This is a genomic window from Enterobacter cloacae complex sp. P14RS (assembly GCF_014895895.1).
In the GTDB taxonomy this organism is placed as follows: Bacteria; Pseudomonadota; Gammaproteobacteria; order Enterobacterales; family Enterobacteriaceae; genus Enterobacter; species Enterobacter bugandensis.
Window position 1 is genome coordinate 411,385 of sequence record NZ_JADBQM010000006.1, and the last position, 19,230, is coordinate 430,614.

At 56.2% G+C, this 19,230-nt stretch carries 15 protein-coding genes; 10 read left to right on the forward strand and 5 right to left on the reverse strand.

Going from position 1 to position 19,230, the window contains the following annotated elements; all coding sequences use genetic code 11:
* Window positions 1-10 precede the first annotated feature (10 nt).
* The gene (gene fruA, locus IM295_RS05995) at window positions 11-1,696 is read left to right on the forward strand and encodes a PTS fructose transporter subunit IIBC (RefSeq protein WP_193066389.1); all 1,686 of its coding nucleotides are present in this window, start codon (window positions 11-13) and stop codon (window positions 1,694-1,696) included.
* Between the two features lie 46 nt (window positions 1,697-1,742).
* Here the strand turns inward: fruA and nfo are convergent, their stop codons facing one another.
* Window positions 1,743-2,600 carry a deoxyribonuclease IV gene (gene nfo / locus IM295_RS06000; protein WP_049137308.1) on the reverse strand — a complete coding sequence of 286 codons (858 nt, stop codon included), beginning with the start codon at window positions 2,598-2,600 and terminating at the stop codon, window positions 1,743-1,745.
* Window positions 2,601-2,664: 64 nt separating this feature from the next.
* Window positions 2,665-3,711, reverse strand: coding sequence for a YeiH family protein (locus tag IM295_RS06005; RefSeq protein ID WP_028013867.1), 1,047 nt, complete (start codon window positions 3,709-3,711; stop codon window positions 2,665-2,667).
* A 97-nt stretch (window positions 3,712-3,808) separates the two neighbouring features.
* Here IM295_RS06005 and yieE point away from each other — a divergent pair, with 97 nt between their 5' ends.
* Both yieE and IM295_RS06015 read left to right on the forward strand, forming a co-directional pair.
* The gene (yieE, locus tag IM295_RS06010) at window positions 3,809-4,675 is read left to right on the forward strand and encodes a DNA-binding transcriptional regulator YeiE (RefSeq protein ID WP_045629869.1); all 867 of its coding nucleotides are present in this window, start codon (window positions 3,809-3,811) and stop codon (window positions 4,673-4,675) included.
* A 158-nt stretch (window positions 4,676-4,833) separates the two neighbouring features.
* Entirely contained in the window at window positions 4,834-6,303 is a 1,470-nt protein-coding gene (locus IM295_RS06015; protein WP_028013865.1) for an amino acid permease, read from the forward strand.
* 54 nt (window positions 6,304-6,357) lie between these two features.
* Here IM295_RS06015 and IM295_RS06020 read toward each other — a convergent pair whose 3' ends face one another.
* Window positions 6,358-8,343, reverse strand: a complete 1,986-nt coding sequence (locus IM295_RS06020; RefSeq protein ID WP_028013864.1) for a ligand-gated channel protein — start codon at window positions 8,341-8,343, stop codon at window positions 6,358-6,360.
* 268 nt (window positions 8,344-8,611) lie between these two features.
* A complete protein-coding gene (gene fghA / locus IM295_RS06025) occupies window positions 8,612-9,439 on the reverse strand; it encodes an S-formylglutathione hydrolase (RefSeq protein ID WP_059357049.1) in 828 nt (275 codons plus the stop codon).
* Window positions 9,440-9,577: 138 nt separating this feature from the next.
* Here fghA and IM295_RS06030 point away from each other — a divergent pair, with 138 nt between their 5' ends.
* The 7 genes from IM295_RS06030 (at window position 9,578) to mglC (ending at window position 17,770) form a co-directional block, all read left to right on the forward strand.
* Window positions 9,578-10,726 carry a YbfB/YjiJ family MFS transporter gene (locus tag IM295_RS06030; RefSeq protein ID WP_193066390.1) on the forward strand — a complete coding sequence of 383 codons (1,149 nt, stop codon included), beginning with the start codon at window positions 9,578-9,580 and terminating at the stop codon, window positions 10,724-10,726.
* 102 nt (window positions 10,727-10,828) lie between these two features.
* Window positions 10,829-11,497, forward strand: coding sequence for a GTP cyclohydrolase I FolE (folE, locus tag IM295_RS06035; RefSeq protein ID WP_047363083.1), 669 nt, complete (start codon window positions 10,829-10,831; stop codon window positions 11,495-11,497).
* 18 nt (window positions 11,498-11,515) lie between these two features.
* The gene (gene yeiB / locus IM295_RS06040) at window positions 11,516-12,673 is read left to right on the forward strand and encodes a DUF418 domain-containing protein YeiB (protein ID WP_047367961.1); all 1,158 of its coding nucleotides are present in this window, start codon (window positions 11,516-11,518) and stop codon (window positions 12,671-12,673) included.
* Window positions 12,674-12,828: 155 nt separating this feature from the next.
* On the forward strand, window positions 12,829-13,851 hold the full coding sequence (galS, locus tag IM295_RS06045) for an HTH-type transcriptional regulator GalS (RefSeq protein ID WP_048960194.1): 1,023 nt from the start codon (window positions 12,829-12,831) through the stop codon (window positions 13,849-13,851).
* 294 nt (window positions 13,852-14,145) lie between these two features.
* Window positions 14,146-15,144 carry a galactose/glucose ABC transporter substrate-binding protein MglB gene (gene mglB / locus IM295_RS06050; RefSeq protein ID WP_008500923.1) on the forward strand — a complete coding sequence of 333 codons (999 nt, stop codon included), beginning with the start codon at window positions 14,146-14,148 and terminating at the stop codon, window positions 15,142-15,144.
* 79 nt (window positions 15,145-15,223) lie between these two features.
* Window positions 15,224-16,744 (forward strand): galactose/methyl galactoside ABC transporter ATP-binding protein MglA, encoded by a 1,521-nt coding sequence (mglA, locus tag IM295_RS06055; RefSeq protein ID WP_028013859.1) that lies wholly within the window; start codon window positions 15,224-15,226, stop codon window positions 16,742-16,744.
* A 15-nt stretch (window positions 16,745-16,759) separates the two neighbouring features.
* Window positions 16,760-17,770 (forward strand): galactose/methyl galactoside ABC transporter permease MglC, encoded by a 1,011-nt coding sequence (gene mglC / locus IM295_RS06060; RefSeq protein WP_013097952.1) that lies wholly within the window; start codon window positions 16,760-16,762, stop codon window positions 17,768-17,770.
* Window positions 17,771-17,819: 49 nt separating this feature from the next.
* On the opposite strand, the gene IM295_RS06065 is transcribed toward mglC, so the two are convergent.
* Window positions 17,820-19,208 carry a glutamine synthetase family protein gene (locus tag IM295_RS06065; RefSeq protein ID WP_193066429.1) on the reverse strand — a complete coding sequence of 463 codons (1,389 nt, stop codon included), beginning with the start codon at window positions 19,206-19,208 and terminating at the stop codon, window positions 17,820-17,822.
* Window positions 19,209-19,230 lie beyond the last annotated feature (22 nt).

The window sequence follows — 19,230 nt, forward strand, 5'->3', positions numbered from 1 at the left end:
GAGAGGAATAATGAAAACGCTGCTGATCATTGACTCCGGTCTCGGACAGGCTCGCGCCTACATGGCGAAGACCCTGCTGGGCGCGGCGGCACAAAAAGCACACCTGGACATCATTGATAACCCAGGCGATGCCGAACTGGCGATTGTCCTGGGCGATAAAATTCCCGCTGACAGCGCGCTGAACGGCAAAAAAGTGTGGCTGGGCGATATTAATCGCGCGGTGGCACACCCGGAACTGTTCCTGAGCGAAGCGAAAGGTCACGCGACCGTCTACAGCGCGCCTGTCGCAGCGGCTCCGGCTGCGGCCTCGGGTCCGAAACGTGTTGTCGCGGTCACGGCCTGCCCGACGGGCGTGGCGCACACCTTTATGGCGGCTGAAGCCATTGAAACCGAAGCGAAAAAACGCGGCTGGTGGGTGAAGGTTGAAACCCGTGGCTCCGTAGGGGCGGGCAATGCCATTACGCCGGAAGAGGTCGCTGAGGCCGATCTGGTGATTGTGGCGGCAGATATCGAAGTGGATCTGGCGAAATTTGCCGGCAAACCGATGTACCGCACTTCTACCGGCCTGGCGCTGAAAAAGACCGCGCAGGAGTTTGATAAGGCCCTGGCAGAAGCCAAACCGTATCAGGCCACCGGCGCAGCAAAAACGCCGACCGAAGGTAAAAAAGAGTCTGCGGGCGCATACCGTCACCTGCTGACCGGCGTGTCCTACATGCTGCCGATGGTGGTTGCGGGCGGCCTGTGTATCGCACTGTCGTTCGCGTTTGGTATTACGGCATTTAAAGAAGAAGGGACGCTTGCGGCTGCGCTGATGCAGATCGGCGGCGGTTCAGCGTTCGCGCTGATGGTGCCGGTGCTGGCGGGCTTTATCGCCTTCTCCATCGCTGACCGTCCGGGTCTGACCCCGGGTCTTATCGGCGGTATGCTGGCAGTGAGCACCGGCTCCGGCTTTATCGGCGGTATCATCGCCGGTTTCCTCGCGGGTTACGTCGCGAAGCTAATTAGCTCGAAGCTGAAGCTGCCGCAGAGTATGGAGGCGCTGAAGCCAATCCTGATCATTCCGCTCATCTCCAGCCTGGTGGTCGGTCTGGCGATGATCTACCTGATTGGTAAGCCGGTTGCGGGTATCCTGGCGGGCCTGACCCACTGGCTGCAAACCATGGGCACGGCGAACGCGGTGCTGCTGGGCGCAATCCTCGGCGGCATGATGTGTACCGACATGGGTGGCCCGGTGAACAAAGCGGCATACGCCTTTGGCGTTGGCCTGCTGAGTACCCAGACTTACGCGCCGATGGCGGCGATCATGGCGGCCGGTATGGTGCCACCGCTGGCGCTTGGCCTGGCGACGATTATTGCCCGTCGTAAGTTCGACAAAGCGCAACAGGAAGGCGGTAAAGCGGCGCTGGTGCTGGGCCTGTGCTTCATCACCGAAGGTGCGATTCCGTTCGCGGCGCGTGACCCAATGCGTGTTCTGCCGTGCTGCATCGTCGGCGGCGCGGTAACGGGCGCCATCTCCATGGCGATTGGCGCGAAGCTGATGGCGCCGCACGGCGGTCTGTTCGTCCTGCTGATCCCTGGCGCCATCACCCCGGTACTGGGTTATCTGCTGGCGATTATTGCCGGTACGCTGGTGGCAGGCCTGTCTTACGCGGTGCTGAAACGTCCGGAAGCGGAAGTTGCGGCAAAAGCAGCGTAAGCAGTAAGCAATAAAAAAGCCGGGTGCTAATGCAACCCGGCTTTTTTTATGCCGCCTGTTCTGCGGTTTGCTGTGCCTTCAGCCAGGCAATCTCCTCCGCCCAGATATCCGGATTGATGGTTTCCAGTACCATCGGAATACCGTCGAAGCGGGCGTCCTGCATAATAAAGCGGAAGGCATCGTGACCGATATTGCCTTCTCCCAGGCTGTGGTGGCGGTCAACGCGGCTGCCGAACGCGCTTTTCGCATCGTTCAGGTGCATGCCGCGCAGATACTTAAAGCCGACAATTCGCTCAAACTCATCAAACGTGTTTTTCGTTGCCTCGGTTGTGCGCAGGTCATACCCGGCGGCAAACGCGTGGCAGGTATCAATGCACACGCCCACGCGAGACTTATCTTCCACGCCGTCAATGATTGCCGCCAGATGTTCAAACCTAAAGCCGAGGTTGCTGCCCTGACCGGCCGTGTTTTCAATCACTGCGGTGACGCCTTTGGTCTTATCCAGCGTCATGTTGATGGATTCGGCAATGCGCGCCAGACAGGCATCTTCATCAATCTGCATCAGATGACTACCCGGATGGAAGTTCAGCAGCGTCAGCCCGAGCTGTTCGCAGCGCTGCACTTCATCAAGGAACGCCTCGCGGGACTTATCCAGCGCTTCCTGCACCGGATGCCCGAGGTTAATCAGATAGCTGTCGTGGGGAAGGATCTGGCCCGGCCCGTAATGGTATTTTTCACAGGCGGCTTTGAAATCGTCAATGACCTCAGCGGTGAGCGGCGCGGCGCGCCACTGGCGCTGGTTTTTGGTGAACAGGGCGAAAGCGGTCGCCTCGATTTCGGCGGCGCGAATGGCGGCATTCGCCAGGCCACCTGCAGCGCTGACGTGCGCTCCAACGTATTTCATAAAAAAACTCCTGTTAACCCGAAACGCTTATGATAGCGGGTTAACAGGAGAAGGACGAGATGGTTTATGCCATCAGGCTGTGCACGGCGAGGTTAATCGCACCGCCGCCGACAATCAGCCAGATGAAGAGCACCAGCGCCATCAGCAGCGGCTTCGCACCGGCTTTTTTCAGCGCGCTGACGTGCGTGGTCACCCCCAGCGCCGCCATCGCCATCGCCAGCAGCACCGTATCCAGCGTCACCAGCATCTCCACTACCGCTTTTGGCAGCAGGTGGAAGGAGTTAAAGATAGCGACCACAATGAACAGGATCGCAAACCACGGAATGGTGATTTTGCTCTTCTCGCTGCCGCCAGCCGGTGCCAGCTGTTTAACACGGGCCGCGAGGAAAATCAGGAACGGGGCCAGCATCATCACGCGCAGCATTTTGGCAATGACCGCCGCGTTTTCCGCTTCCGGGTTAATGGCGTGACCTGCCGCCACCACCTGCGCCACTTCGTGCATGGTTGAGCCAATATAGATGCCGTAGGTTTCCGGGCTAAACCAGTGCGCCACCAGCGGGTACATGGCCGGATACAGGAAGATTGCCAGCGTACCGAAGATAACCACCGTCGCGACCGCCACCGTCACTTTACTGGCTTCGGCTTTAACGACGGGTTCTGTTGCCAGCACTGCCGCCGCGCCGCAGATGCTGCTGCCTGCGCCGATTAACCAGCTGGTTTGCTTATCCAGGCCAAACACTTTCTGACCGATAAAGCACGCCAGTAAAAAGGTGCTGGTCAGCGTCAGGACGTCAATGGCAATCCCGCTGACGCCCACGTCCGCAATCTGCGAAAAGGTGAGACGGAAGCCGTAAAGGATAATCCCGAGACGTAATAAATGCTGCTTGGCGAAAATCACGCCGCCGTCGCAGGATTTCCAGATGTGGGGGTAAACGGTGTTCCCGACCACCATGCCGAGCAAAATGGCCAGCGTTAACGCGCTGAACCCTGCACCAGCCACTGCCGGAATACTGCCGCCCCATAAGGCCACGCCGGTGACGACGGCGCTGAGCGCAAGGCCGGGCACGAAGTGCCACACTGTACGATGATGTTGTAAGGTGATTTCTGACATAACCTTCTCCTTTGTCTGGCTAAAGGTTACGGCGCGCTGGCTTAAAAATAAAATTGATTATATATTTATAATCAATCTTTATAAGTGGTAAGCAACCATGCACATTACATTGCGTCAGCTGGAAGTGTTTGCCGAGGTGCTGAAAAGCGGCTCGACGACCCAGGCGTCACAAATGCTGGCGCTCTCGCAGTCTGCCGTCAGCGCGGCGTTGACCGATCTCGAAGGCCAGCTGGGCGTCCAGCTGTTTGACAGGGTAGGGAAGCGACTGGTGGTCAACGAACATGGCCGCCTGCTTTACCCGCGCGCGCTGGCGCTGCTGGAGCAGGCTATTGAAATCGAGCAACTGTTCCGCGAGGACAACGGCGCGATCCGCGTATTTGCCAGCAGCACCATCGGCAACTACATCCTGCCGGAAGTGATTGCCCGCTACCGCCGGGATTTCCCGACCCTGCCGCTGGAGATGAGCGTGGGTAACAGCCAGGACGTGATCAACGCGGTGATTGATTTCCGCGTGGATATCGGACTTATCGAAGGTCCTTGCCACAACGTCGATATCATTGCCGAGCCCTGGCTGGAGGATGAGCTGGTGGTGTTTGCGTCTCCGGCCTCGTCGTTATTGCAGGGCGAGGTGACGCTGGAGCGGCTGGCGCAGGCGCAGTGGATCCTCCGCGAGCAGGGTTCCGGCACGCGCGAGATTGTCGACTACCTGCTGCTGTCGCATCTGCCGCATTTCCAGCTGGGAATGGAGCTGGGAAACTCAGAGGCGATTAAGCACGCGGTGCGTCATGGCCTGGGCATCAGCTGTCTTTCCCGGCGGGTGATTGCCGAACAGCTGGAGACCGGATCGCTGGTGGAAATCCCCGTTCCGCTGCCAAAACTGGTGCGCACGCTGTGGTGCATCCACCATCGTCAGAAACACCTGTCGAGTTCGCTGCAGCGTTTTCTGCGCTACTGCGAGATGTAAAAGCGCCCCTCACCCCAAAGGGGAGAGGGAAAAATAATGCGTTACTTATAATCCTGGACGCGTCATGAAGCTCTCTTATAACAGGGTATTTCTGCCGGAAGGAACGCAGATCGTCTGCTACAATCGCGCCTCATTTATTAAATGGACAGCATTTTCACATGGTTTCAGAAACTAAAACCACAGAAGCGCCCACGCTACGTCGTGAACTCAAGGCGCGTCACCTGACGATGATCGCCATTGGCGGCTCAATCGGTACAGGTCTTTTCGTTGCCTCTGGCGCAACGATTTCGGCAGCCGGCCCGGGTGGGGCATTATTCTCTTATATCCTGATTGGCCTGATGGTTTATTTCCTGATGACCAGCCTGGGCGAACTGGCGGCATACATGCCGGTGTCAGGTTCGTTTTCGACCTACGGACAAAAATACGTTGAGGAAGGCTTCGGCTTCGCGCTGGGCTGGAACTACTGGTACAACTGGGCCGTCACCATCGCCGTGGACCTCGTCGCCGCGCAGCTGGTGATGACCTGGTGGTTCCCGGACACGCCGGGCTGGATCTGGAGCGCCCTGTTCCTCGCCGTCATCTTCCTGCTGAACTACATCTCCGTGCGCGGCTTTGGCGAAGCGGAATACTGGTTCTCTTTGATCAAAGTGGCAACCGTCATCATCTTTATCGTCGTCGGCGTGGCGATGATCGTGGGTATTTTCAAAGGGGCTGAACCTGCGGGCTGGAGTAACTGGACCATCGGCGATGCGCCGTTTGCCGGGGGCTTCTCGGCGATGATTGGCGTGGCGATGATTGTCGGCTTCTCCTTCCAGGGAACGGAGCTGATTGGTATCGCGGCCGGTGAATCCGAAAACCCGGAGAAGAACATTCCGCGCGCGGTGCGTCAGGTGTTCTGGCGTATCCTGCTGTTCTACGTATTCGCTATTTTGATTATCAGCCTGATCATTCCGTATACCGATCCAAGCCTGCTGCGTAACGACGTGAAAGACATCAGCGTCAGCCCGTTCACCCTGGTCTTCCAGCACGCGGGCCTGCTCTCAGCGGCGGCGGTAATGAATGCGGTGATCCTGACGGCGGTGCTGTCGGCGGGTAACTCCGGCATGTACGCCTCCACCCGTATGCTTTATACCCTGGCCTGCGACGGTAAAGCGCCGCGCATTTTCTCGAAACTGTCCCGCGGCGGCGTACCGCGCAACGCGCTGTATGCCACCACGGTGATTGCCGGCCTGTGCTTCCTGACCTCCATGTTCGGCAACCAGACGGTGTACCTGTGGCTGCTTAACACCTCCGGGATGACGGGCTTTATCGCCTGGCTGGGCATTGCCATCAGCCACTACCGTTTCCGTCGCGGCTACGTCATGCAGGGTCATGACCTGAATAACCTGCCGTACCGTTCAGGGTTCTTCCCGCTGGGGCCGATTTTCGCCTTCGTTCTGTGCCTGATCATTACTCTGGGTCAGAACTATGAGGCCTTCCTTGCGGACACCATTGACTGGGGTGCCGTCACGGCGACCTACATTGGTATTCCGCTGTTCCTGATCATCTGGTTTGGCTACAAACTGACGAAAGGAACCCGCTTCGTTCGCTACAGTGAAATGGATTTCCCGGAACGATTTAAACAATAACCGCGCTTCCTCTCTTTCAGCCCGCTCAACCGAGCGGGCTTTTTTATGGGCAGATCAGAAGCTGTAGGTCATGCCAACCGTATAGCGACGCCCGTCCAGCACGGTGTCATACGTGTCGTAGTCAATCTGCTTATCCAGCACGTTATACACACCGGCGGTAACCAGCAGGTTTTTGTTCGCGTTGTAGCGCAGACCGACATCAACCTGAGTGTAGGACGGTGTGCCCTGGGACATTGACGTGCGGCTCAGGTACTCAGACGTTTTACCGCGAAGGTTCAGACGGCTCCAGAAACCTACGTCGGGCGTCGCCTGCCAGTCCAGGGTGGTGTTGAACATGTGCTTCGGCATCTTGTTCAGCGGCTTGCCTGAGAACTGACCGCTCTTCTGCTCAGATTCGGTATAGGTATAGTTTGCGGTCCAGTTTACATCGCGCGAGATTTTCCAGCCGAAGGAGGACTCCACGCCGCGCATGTTGGCTTTGTCCACGTTAACGCGGTCGCTCACGAAATCATAGCTGTGATCGCCAATCGTACAGGCGGGATCGGCGCTGCTGTTACAGCGGCGAACTTCCGTAATCTTGTCCTTGAAGTCGGTATTAAACAGCGTCACGCCGGCATTCAGGTTATCGTTGTTATCCCAGAGCAGGGCGAGCTCTTCGCTCAGGCTCTTCTCTGGTTTCAGATCCGGGTTGCCAACGATGATACCGTCAAGACGGCCGCCACCCGTTACCTGGCCCCAACTGGCAGACGACTGCCGCAGATCCGGCGCACGATAGCCAGCCGAAACCCCGCCTTTCAACGTCCAGTGATCGGCCAGGTGCCATACGCCGTAACCGCGCGGCGTCCAGTTCGTCCCGTAGTTTTGGTCTTTGTCCATACGCAGGCCGCCGGTCAATGTAAAGCTTTCCGTCATTGACCATTCATCTTCGGCAAACAGGGCCCAGCTCCAGCGCGTCAGTTTGTTCAGGCCGTCCGCAGCTTCCAGCTGATTGCCCTCGTCGCGCAGTTTCTCATACCGATACTGCCCGCCGAGGGTCAACGTATGATCGCCGAGGAAAATCTGGTTCTGGTTGTTGAAGGTGGTGTTATACGAGCGCATTTTGCGACCTGGATTATTGGTCTCTTCCTGCTGGATATAGCTGGTGGTATTGAAGTCGTCGTAATACCCGCTGTGGGTTAAGGAGTAAGTTGTGTGCTCATAGCGTGAGTCGCTTTTAGTATTTGGCTTACAGGTCGTTCCCCGGCAGGTTTCAGCCGCTTTCGACATCCCTGGCGTGCTGTTTCTGTCCTGAAGCTCGCGAGCAAAATCAAGATCGAAATCGTTCTTCTCATCCGGGGTGAAGTTCAGGGTAATGCCACCGTTACGCATTTTCTGCTCGTTATACCCGTTCACGATTTTATCTTCGGCGCGGCGTGACAACAGCCCCGTCACTTTTGCGCCAAGCAGACCGTCAATCAGAGGACCAGAAGCGTAGGCGTTGGTCTGGAAGATATCGCCGGAATCATGGTTTTCCTGGAAGGTTGCATCGCCGTGCAACGAACCGGTCCAGGCTTTAGTGTTTGAGACTTTTTTGGTAATGACGTTGATGACGCCACCCATCGCATCGGAGCCGTAAAGTGAGGACATCGGGCCGCGGATAACCTCAATGCGCTCAATGGACTCCAGCGGCGGCAGCCAGCCTTGTTCAATACCCGAGTTGTCGCTGTTTGGGCGGGTGCTTCGCGTACTGACGCGTTTGCCGTTCACGAGGAACAAGGTGTACTGAGATGCCATGCCGCGAATGCTGATATCACTGCTACTCCCGCCGCCGGTGACGACCACGCCCGGGACGTCTCTCAGGGCATCGGTAACATCACGGTAGGCTTTATCTTCAATCTGCTGTTTCGAAATAACAGAGATGGAGGCGGGGGCATTCTGGATCTTTTGTTCAAAACCCGTCGCGGTGACGACAACGGTGTCCTGATCGGCTGCGTGAACGAGAGGGGTGAATGTGGCAGCGCCAACGGCGACGGCCAGGAGCTTAATGCGGGGTATTGTCATTTGTACATTCCGTATAAAAATGAATAAAACTCCATCGGGATAACCCTGAGAACTGTATGTTTTTGTCTTTTAAGAACTCTTTAAGATGGAGAAGAGCCTGGAATTGTACAAAAGAATGTAGAATTGTAAACACAAATGATAATTGAAATCATTTGTGTTTGAGGGGGAGGGAAGGAAACCAGCCTGGATTCAAGCAGATAGAACTATGTAAATGAGGGGGAGGGGAAAGGCCCGGTATGCAGGAGGCTACCGGGCAAAAAGGCTGAACTTACCTGAACAGATGTTCCGCATGGAAGCGGAGATGATCTTCAATAAAGGACGCCATAAAGTAATAGCTGTGATCGTATCCCGCCTGAATGCGCAGCGTCAGCGGCCAGTCCTTCTGGCGCGCCGCTTCAGCCAGAACAGCAGGCTGTAACTGTCCGGCGAGAAACTGATCCGCATCACCCTGGTCGATAAGCATCGGAATCGCATCTTCCGGCCGGCTTGCCAGCATCAGCGCGCAGCTATCCCATTCCTGCCATTTCTCTTCATCTTTACCCAGATAGTTTGTGAAAGCTTTTTGTCCCCACGGCACCTGCGTTGGGTTCACAATCGGCGCGAACGCAGAGACGCTGGTGTATTTCCCCGGGTTTTTCAGCGCCATGATTAACGCCCCGTGCCCGCCCATGGAGTGCCCGCTGATGGCGCAGCGGTCGCTCACCGTAAATTCGGCCTTAATCAGCGCTGGCAGCTCGTCGCGAATGTAGTCATACATGCGGTAATGGCTCGCCCACGGCTGCTCGGTGGCGTTGAGATAAAATCCGGCACCTTTGCCCAGGTCGTACCCGGCATCGTCCGCCACATCATCGCCGCGCGGGCTGGTGTCGGGCATCACCAGCGCAATGCCCAGCTCGGCCGCAATACGCTGCGCGCCCGCTTTGGTGGTGAAGTTTTCGTCATTACACGTCAGGCCTGAAAGCCAGAACAGAACCGGCGGATTTTCCGTCGGGGGCAGGAAAATGCTGAACGTCATGGCGCAGTTCAGCGTGGTGGAGTCGTGCCGCCAGCGCTGCTGTCGACCTTCAAAACAACGGTGCTCTTCGAGCAGTTCCATGCAGGGCTCCTTAATGAGAATAGCTATTCATTAGAGCCATAATACAGCGTTTTCATTTACCTGTGAGCAACTTTCACTTTCGCGGAACGGCGAGATGCTGCATCATAAATTTACTTTTTTTTAACAATTGGAGCTGTCATGGCGCTGCGTATTGCGCTTAGTGGGTTTGTCGTTCTGGTGGTGGCGATGGGGATAGGGCGCTTCGCCTTTACGCCTCAGGTGCCGCTGATGATTGCCGCCGGGCAACTCACGCTCACCAGCGCAGGTCTGGTGGCGGCGATGAATTATCTGGGCTATCTGGTGGGCGCATGGGATGCCATGCGGGCGCACCGCTTTGTTGAAACGCGACTCTGGCTTGGCATCACCGGTGCGGTTGCGCTGACCTTGCTCTCCGCCGCCGCGGATAACGCCGTTGTGCACGGCCTGCTGCGCTTTGTGATTGGCTGCATGAGCGGCTGGTCAATGGTGCTGATTGCCGCCTGGAGCAACGAGCGGCTGGGGCAGTTGGGTAAACCGGGGCTCAGCGCTGCCGTGTTTGCCGGTCCTGGCGCGGGCATCGCCCTGAGCGGCCTGCTCGCGGTCTATATTCAGGCTAAATCCCTTTCGGCCGGTGCGGCGTGGCAAATCTACGGCGTGCTGGCGCTGGTATTGGTCGCGCTGGTGGCGCGCTATCTGCCGCGTTCCGGACAGCTTCATCGACCCGGCAGCGCGCCAGAGCCGCTGTTGCTGACGACGGATCTCAAGCGCCTGGTCTGGAGCTACAGCCTGGCGGGATTTGGCTATATCCTTCCGGCGACCTTCCTTTCGCAAATGGCGGCGGTGCGTTTTCCCGGCAGCCTGTTTGCCCAGTTTGTCTGGCCGATTTTTGGTGCCGCGGCCGTGGTGGGGATTGCGCTCAGCATTCTTTTGCGCCACACCTCAACGGCTAACCGCAGGCTGGCGATAGTGCTGTGGTTACAGGGGGCGGGCGTGCTGGCGGCCTGGCTGCTGCCGGGCATTGGCGGCTTGCTGACGGGCGGGCTGCTGGTCGGCGGCGGGTTCCTCTGCGCGGTGCAGCTCTCTCTTTTATACGGCCGCGAACTGGCACCGAACCACACGCGCTATATGGCGGGGCTGCTCACCACCGGGTATGCCATCGGGCAATTGGTGGGGCCGGTGACCTCGGCGTTATCAACCTGGCTAACCCACCGGCTGGAGCCTGCGCTGGGGCTGGCTGGCGTTGCGCTGTTTGTCGCGGGTGCCCTGGTCTGGAATCGCCACGCTGAAAGGCAACATCAATTGCAATAATTATCGTCGTGAATACTGGATTATGTGCGTCGCCTCACGCACAATGAGCGCATACTTTTGCCACAACGAGGGCGAAAGACGCCACACCTGCAGGAGAACAAAATGTCATCACTCAGTAAAGAAGCTGCCCTGGTCCACGAAGCCCTGCTCGCGCGCGGTCTTGAAACGCCACTGCGTCCGCCCGTTCAGGATATGGACAATGAAACCCGTAAAAGATTGATTTCCGGGCATATGACCGAGATCATGCAACTGCTGAATCTCGATCTGAGCGATGACAGCCTGATGGAGACGCCCAAGCGTATCGCGAAAATGTACGTTGACGAAATTTTCTCCGGACTGGATTACGCCAACTTCCCGAAAATTACCGTCATCGAAAACAAGATGAAGGTGGATGAGATGGTGACGGTTCGAGATATTACGCTGACCAGCACCTGCGAGCACCATTTCGTGACCATCGACGGTAAAGCGACCGTGGCGTATATCCCGAAAGACACGGTGATTGGCCTGTCGAAGATCAACCGTATCGTGCAGTTCTTCGCGCAGCGCCCCCAGGTGCAGGAGCGTCTGACGCAGCAGATCCTGATCGCGCTGCAAACGCTGCTGGGTACCAATAACGTGGCGGTCTCTATTGATGCGGTGCACTACTGCGTGAAAGCGCGCGGCGTGCGTGATGCGACCAGTGCGACCACCACCACCTCGCTGGGCGGCCTGTTTAAATCGAGCCAGAACACCCGTCAGGAGTTCCTGCGCGCCGTGCGTCACCACAACTAATCAGACAGGGCAGGGACCATGGAGCGAAACGTCACGCTCGATTTTGTTCGCGGCGTCGCCATTCTGGGTATCCTGCTGCTGAATATCAGCGCCTTCGGTCTGCCGAAGGCCGCTTACCTCAATCCCGCCTGGTACGGCGACATCACCCGCAGTGATGCCTGGACGTGGGCGATCCTCGACCTGTTTGCCCAGGTTAAATTCCTCACGCTGTTTGCGCTGCTGTTCGGCGCGGGCCTGCAGCTTCTGCTCAAACGCGGCACGCGCTGGATCCAGTCGCGCTTAACGCTACTGGCAATTCTCGGCTTTATCCACGGCCTGTTCTTCTGGGATGGTGATATTCTTCTCGCTTATGGGTTAGTCGGGCTAATCTGCTGGCGGCTGATTCGCGACGCGCACAGCGTGAAAAGCCTGTTTAACACCGGCGTGATGCTCTATCTCATGGGGCTCGGCGTCCTGCTTTTGCTGGGGCTGATCTCCGGTGACGCGACAAACCGTTCCTGGATCCCGGACGCCGCTAACCTCCAGTACGAGCAGTACTGGAAGCTGAAGGGCGGTACGGAAGCGATAAGCAACCGTGCGGATATGCTGGGCGACAATCTGCTTGCCCTGGGGGCGCAATACGGCTGGCAGCTGGCGGGCATGATGCTGATGGGCGCGTCACTGATGCGCACCGGCTGGCTGAAAGGGGAATTCAGCCTGCGTCACTACCGCCGCACCGGCGCGGGGCTGGTCCTGCTGGGCGTGCTGATTAACCTTCCGGCGGTGATGGCGCAGTGGCACCTTCACTGGGATTACCGCTGGTGCGCGTTCCTGCTGCAGGCGCCGCGTGAATTGAGCTCGCCGTTCCAGACCATCGGCTATGCGGCGCTGATCTATGGTTTCTGGCCGCAGCTTTCTCGCCTGTGGATCGTCAGCGCCGTAGCCTGCGTTGGGCGGATGGCGTTAAGCAATTACCTCCTGCAGACGCTGATCTGCACCACGCTTTTCTATCGCTTTGGCCTGTTTATGAAATTCGACCGCCTCGGACTACTGGCGTTTGTTATTCCGGTCTGGATAGTAAACCTGGCGTTTTCTGTCATCTGGCTGCGTTATTTCCGCCAGGGACCGCTGGAGTGGGTGTGGCGTCAGTTAACCGCACATGCTTCGGGGGTATCATTGAGTAATACATCCAGATAACGATCTGGATCACAATCATTAACAAAACGGATGTAAGCGTTTTCATGAGTGTGAGCTTCTTCACGTAGTCCCCTTTCTCTCGCTGCCAAAATAGCCACCTTGCTAAACACAGGGGGTGTCTGTGAGTTGCTGCAATTCTTTGAAGGATGGTGAATATGATCACCATTCGTGACGTCGCCCGTCTGGCGGGCGTTTCTGTGGCTACCGTTTCCCGCGTGCTGAATAACAGCGCGCTGGTCAGCCCTGAAACCCGTGAAACCGTAATGAAAGCCGTGACCCAGCTCGGGTACCGGCCAAATGCCAACGCACAGGCGCTGGCAACACAGGTCAGCGATACCATCGGCGTGGTGGTAATGGATGTCTCGGACGCCTTTTTCGGTGCGCTGGTGAAAGCGGTCGATGTGGTCGCCCAGCAGCATCAGAAATACGTGCTGATTGGCAACAGCTATCACGAGGCGGAAAAGGAGCGTTATGCCATTGAAGTGCTGATCCGCCAGCGCTGCAACGCCCTGATTGTTCACTCAAAAGCCTTAAGCGATGAAGAGCTGGTCGGGTTTATGGAGCAGATCCCGGGCATGGTGTTAATCAACCGCATCGTCCCGGGCTATGCCCACCGCTGTGTCGGGCTGGATAACGTCAGCGGCGCCATGATGGCCACCAAAATGCTCATCAATAACGGCCATCAGCGGATCGGCTATCTGGCATCCAGCCATCACATTGAAGATGACGAGCTGCGGCGTGAGGGGTGGCAAAACGCCCTGAAAGAGCACGGTATTACGCCATCAGAAAGCTGGATTGGCACCGGCACGCCGGATATGCAGGGCGGTGAGGCGGCAATGGTGGAACTGCTGGGCCGTAATCTGCAGCTTTCTGCGGTGTTTGCCTATAACGACAGCATGGCGGCAGGCGCGCTGACTGCGCTGAAGGATAACGGCATTGCGGTGCCACAGCATTTGTCATTGATTGGTTTCGATGATATTCCGATTGCCCGTTACACCGACCCGCAGCTGACTACGGTGCGCTATCCCATTGCTTCTATGGCAAAACTGGCGACCGAGCTGGCGCTACAGGGAGCGGCTGGGCTGCTGGATCCAGGGGCAACTCACTGCTTCATGCCGACGCTGGTGCGTCGTCATTCCGTCGCCGCCCGGCAAATTGTGGTTCCGATCACTAACTGATTACACCGGGTGATGTAACCGTTTTCAATCTGTGAGTAAATTCACAGTATCTTAACAAGGCGCTGACTATGATGTCAGCGTTTTAGGGGCTGAAACGCTATGTAACGGTGATTATTCGCTTTCACCATAGCCAATGTGCCGCAAACAACGAATAAAACGCATTTCTGGAGCGTTACCGACCACGGAAGATAGAAATTTTATAAGTGAACGTCGGCTGTCAGTAACGTTTTATTAACACCTGCCTGCCGATCGTTATTCACAAGAACTACCCTGCATAAAAAAACCGGAGATACCATGAATAAGAAGGTGTTGACCCTGTCTGCTGTAATGGCAAGCATGCTTTTTGGTGCAGCAGCGCACGCTGCGGATACCCGTATTGGTGTGACCATCTATAAATACGACGACAACTTCATGTCTGTTGTGCGTAAAGCAATTGAGAAAGATGCGAAAGCAGCGCCAGACGTACAGCTGCTGATGAATGACTCCCAGAACGACCAGTCCAAACAGAACGATCAGATCGACGTTCTGCTGGCTAAAGGCGTTAAGGCCCTGGCGATCAACCTGGTTGACCCGGCTGCAGCAGGCACGGTTATTGAGAAAGCGCGCGGCCAGAACGTGCCAATCGTCTTCTTCAACAAAGAACCTTCCCGTAAAGCGCTGGACAGCTATGACAAAGCGTATTACGTCGGTACCGACTCTAAAGAGTCCGGCATTATTCAGGGCGATCTGATCGCGAAGCACTGGGCGGCGAACCCGAACTGGGACCTGAACAAAGACGGTCAGATCCAGTTCGTGCTGCTGAAAGGCGAGCCTGGCCACCCGGATGCTGAAGCGCGTACCACCTATGTTATCAAAGAGCTGAACGACAAGGGCCTGAAAACCCAGCAGCTGGCGTTAGATACCGCGATGTGGGACACCGCTCAGGCGAAAGATAAGATGGACGCGTGGCTGTCTGGCCCGAACGCGAACAAAATCGAAGTGGTCATTGCCAACAACGATGCGATGGCAATGGGTGCGGTTGAAGCGCTGAAAGCCCACAATAAATCGTCCATCCCGGTATTTGGCGTGGATGCCCTGCCGGAAGCGCTGGCGCTGGTTAAATCTGGCGCGATGGCCGGTACCGTTCTGAACGATGCCAACAACCAGGCGAAAGCGACCTTCGATCTGGCGAAAAACCTCGCCGACGGTAAAGGCGCGGCGGATGGCACCAACTGGAAAATTGACAACAAAATCGTTCGCGTGCCTTACGTGGGCGTAGACCAGTCCAACCTGGCTGAGTTTATCGGTAAATAAGATCTTTGTTTTGTCTTCACTGGGCGCAATTCGTTGCGCCCTTTTATAACGCGATATGCGAGGCCAACAAGGTATAATTATGGTCAGCACAACTACTCAGTCGTCCGGTGAATACTTGTTGGAAATGACAGGCGTCAACAAGTCCTTCCCCGGTGTTAAGGCACTCGATAATGTTAATTTAAAAGTCCGTCCTCACTCTATTCATGCATTAATGGGGGAGAACGGTGCGGGTAAATCAACGTTATTAAAATGTCTTTTTGGGATCTATCAAAAAGATTCTGGCAGCATTCTTTTTCAGGGGAAAGAGATCGATTTCCATTCAGCGAAAGAAGCGCTGGAAAACGGTATCTCGATGGTTCACCAGGAATTAAACCTGGTACTGCAACGCTCGGTAATGGATAACATGTGGTTGGGACGTTACCCAACCAAAGGTGTGTTTGTCGATCAGGACAAAATGTATCGCGACACCAAAGCGATTTTCGATGAGCTGGATATTGATATCGATCCGCGCGCCCGCGTAGGGACATTATCCGTTTCCCAGATGCAGATGATCGAAATTGCCAAAGCGTTCTCCTATGATGCGAAAATCGTCATCATGGATGAACCCACCTCGTCATTAACGGAAAAAGAGGTTAATCACCTTTTTACCATTATTCGTAAGCTGAAAGAACGCGGCTGCGGCATTGTGTACATCTCGCACAAAATGGAAGAGATCTTCCAGCTGTGCGATGAAATTACCATCCTGCGCGACGGCCAGTGGATTGCCACGCAGCCGCTTGAAGGGCTGGACATGGACAAGATCATCGCCATGATGGTCGGCCGTTCCCTGAACCAGCGCTTCCCGGACAAAGAGAACAAGCCAGGAGAAGTAATCCTGGAAGTGCGCAATCTGACCTCGCTGCGCCAGCCGTCCATCCGCGATGTTTCTTTCGACCTTCACAAAGGCGAAATTCTTGGCATTGCTGGCCTCGTAGGGGCAAAGCGTACCGACATCGTGGAAACCCTGTTTGGCATCCGCGAGAAGGCCGACGGCACCATCACGCTGCACGGGAAGAAAATTAACAACCATAATGCCAACGAAGCCATTAATAACGGTTTTGCGCTGGTGACGGAAGAACGTCGTTCGACCGGTATTTATGCTTATCTGGATATTAACTTTAACTCGTTAATCTCTAATATTCGCAATTACAAAAACAAAGTCGGGCTGCTGGATAACTCCCGCATGAAGAGCGATACCCAGTGGGTAATTGACTCCATGCGCGTGAAAACGCCTGGCCACCGTACCCAAATCGGTTCGCTTTCCGGTGGTAACCAGCAAAAAGTGATTATTGGTCGTTGGTTATTAACCCAGCCAGAAATTCTGATGCTGGATGAACCGACCCGCGGTATTGACGTCGGCGCGAAGTTTGAAATTTATCAGCTGATTGCCGAGCTGGCGAAAAAGAATAAAGGGATCATTATTATTTCTTCCGAAATGCCGGAACTGTTAGGGATCACGGACCGTATTCTGGTTATGAGCAATGGTCTCGTTGCCGGTATTGTTGACACCAAAACGACAACGCAAAACGAAATTTTGCGTCTTGCGTCTTTGCACCTTTAAGATCAGGGGCTCCTCATGAGTGCGTTAAATAAAAAAAGTTTTCTCACTTACCTGAAAGAAGGCGGTATTTACGTTGTTCTTTTAGTCCTGCTGGCCATTATTATTTTCCAGGACCCTACGTTCTTAAGCCTGCTGAACCTGAGTAATATTCTGACCCAGTCCTCCGTGCGTATCATCATTGCGCTCGGCGTGGCGGGCCTTATCGTCACCCAGGGGACGGACCTTTCTGCCGGTCGTCAGGTCGGCCTGGCGGCGGTTATTGCGGCAACCCTGCTGCAGTCGATGGAAAACGCCAACAAGGTGTTCCCGGAGATGGCGACTATGCCGATTTTCGTGGTGATCCTGATTGTCTGCGCCATCGGGGCGGTGATTGGCCTGATCAACGGTATTATCATCGCTTACCTGAACGTGACGCCATTTATCACCACGCTGGGTACGATGATCATCGTTTATGGTATCAACTCCCTGTACTACGACTTTGTGGGCGCGTCGCCGATTTCGGGCTTTGACAGCGGCTTCTCCACCTTCACGCAGGGGTTTATCGCGCTGGGCAGCTTCCGCCTGTCGTACATTACCTTCTATGCGCTGATTGCGGTGGCGTTCGTCTGGATCCTGTGGAACAAAACGCGCTTCGGTAAAAACATCTTCGCTATCGGCGGTAACCCGGAAGCGGCGAAAGTGTCCGGGGTAAACGTTGCCCTGAACCTGCTGATGATTTACGCGCTGTCCGGTGTGTTCTACGCCTTCGGCGGGATGCTGGAAGCAGGCCGTATCGGCTCCGCAACGAACAACCTTGGCTTCATGTACGAGCTGGATGCGATTGCGGCCTGCGTGGTCGGCGGCGTCTCCTTCAGCGGCGGGGTGGGTACCGTGCTCGGCGTGGTCACCGGTGTGATCATCTTTACCGTCATCAACTACGGGTTGACCTACATTGGCGTGAACCCGTACTGGCAGTACATCATCAAGGGCGCCATCATTATCTTCGCGGTTGCTCTGGATTCACTGAAGTACGCCCGTAAGAAGTAATCGTCACTCGCCATACCCGGCCCGCTCACCGAGCGGGCTTTTTTATGGCCTATGCCAGATGGGACTCTTCTTGCGTCACAATGCGCTCAAACCACTCGAGTTCAGAAAGCTTGCAGGCGACCCACTGTTCGGAAAAGGCGTCGCCCAGGCTGTCGGTGAGATACTGACAGCGGGCGAAGGCCTCAATTGCCTCCTGCTGGAACAGCGGGAGTTCCGGTTGGTCCTGCTGCGGTTCCGGGAGTTCCCCATCGTCGATATGTTCCAGCCCGTACAGCATGCCGGTCAGGATTGTGGCCGCCACCAGATACGGATTCGCATCGGCTCCGGCCAGTCGGTACTCGATACGACGGTTGCTCTCTTCCGAGCAGGGAATGCGCAGGGCAGCGGAGCGGGTGTTATACCCCCACGAGTTAAAGACGGGTTCCGTCAGGTTTTTTCGCAGGCGACGAAACGCGTTGACCCCCGGCGCAAGAATGGCGACGGAGGCGGGCATCAGCGCCAGCTGGCCCGCGATGCACAAGCGCATCATGCTGCTCAGCGCGTTCACCGGCGAGGCAAAAACGTTCTCGCCACGGCTGTTGTTCAGGCTGAAATGGATGTGCAAACCGCTGCCGGAGAGCTGGCTGAAGGGCTTAGCCATAAAGTTAGCCTGAAGACCGTGCTTTTCAGCGACATAGCGGGTCAGGCGGCGCAGGGCCAGCACGTTATCACAGACCTCTACGACGCGCTGGCTGTGCTTCAGGTTTAATTCGTACTGTCCGGACTCGGCTTCTGCTACCACCCCTGACAGCGGGATGTGCTGAAGGTGCGCCAGCTGTTCCAGCTCGTCAAAAAGCGCCGCGTGCGCCGACGAGGTGTCCATGTGAAAACAGCCCTGATTTTGCGGATCGCGATCGCCCTGTCCCGTCAGGTAAAACTCGATTTCCGGGGCAATGACCGGGAAAAGGCCGTGCTGGTGGAAGCGGGCCACGACGTTCTGCAGTATCGCGCGTGGCTCAAGCGGGCAGGGGTTACCGTCGCTATCCTTCATCGTCAGCAGGATCTGCGCGGTATGCTCCGGATCCTGCGGACAGGGACGCAGAGAGCCGGCGATCGGGACGCACAGCCGGTCGGGTTCATCATAAACCGGGGCGGCGATTTTTCCCTTCTGATCCATGGAGTAGACGGAAAGCGGAAAATAACAGCCTTTTTCCAGACTCAGCATGCTCTCCACCGTGAGGCGCTTGCCGCGCATCGTGCCGTTGATATCGTTCAGGTAAACGTCAACGTGTTTCGTCTGCGGGTAGCGTTCCAGATAGTCGGCCACTTCCACGGCAATATTGTGCTGGAGGGCGTCAATTTTTTCATCCAGCCAGAGACCAGAATTAAGTGCGCCGGGGAGTGATAATCCGGGAAAGTTAAAGTAAGGGCGGAGACTCTTGAGGAAAAACGCATTCATTATCGAGTTCATAGTCATTCTT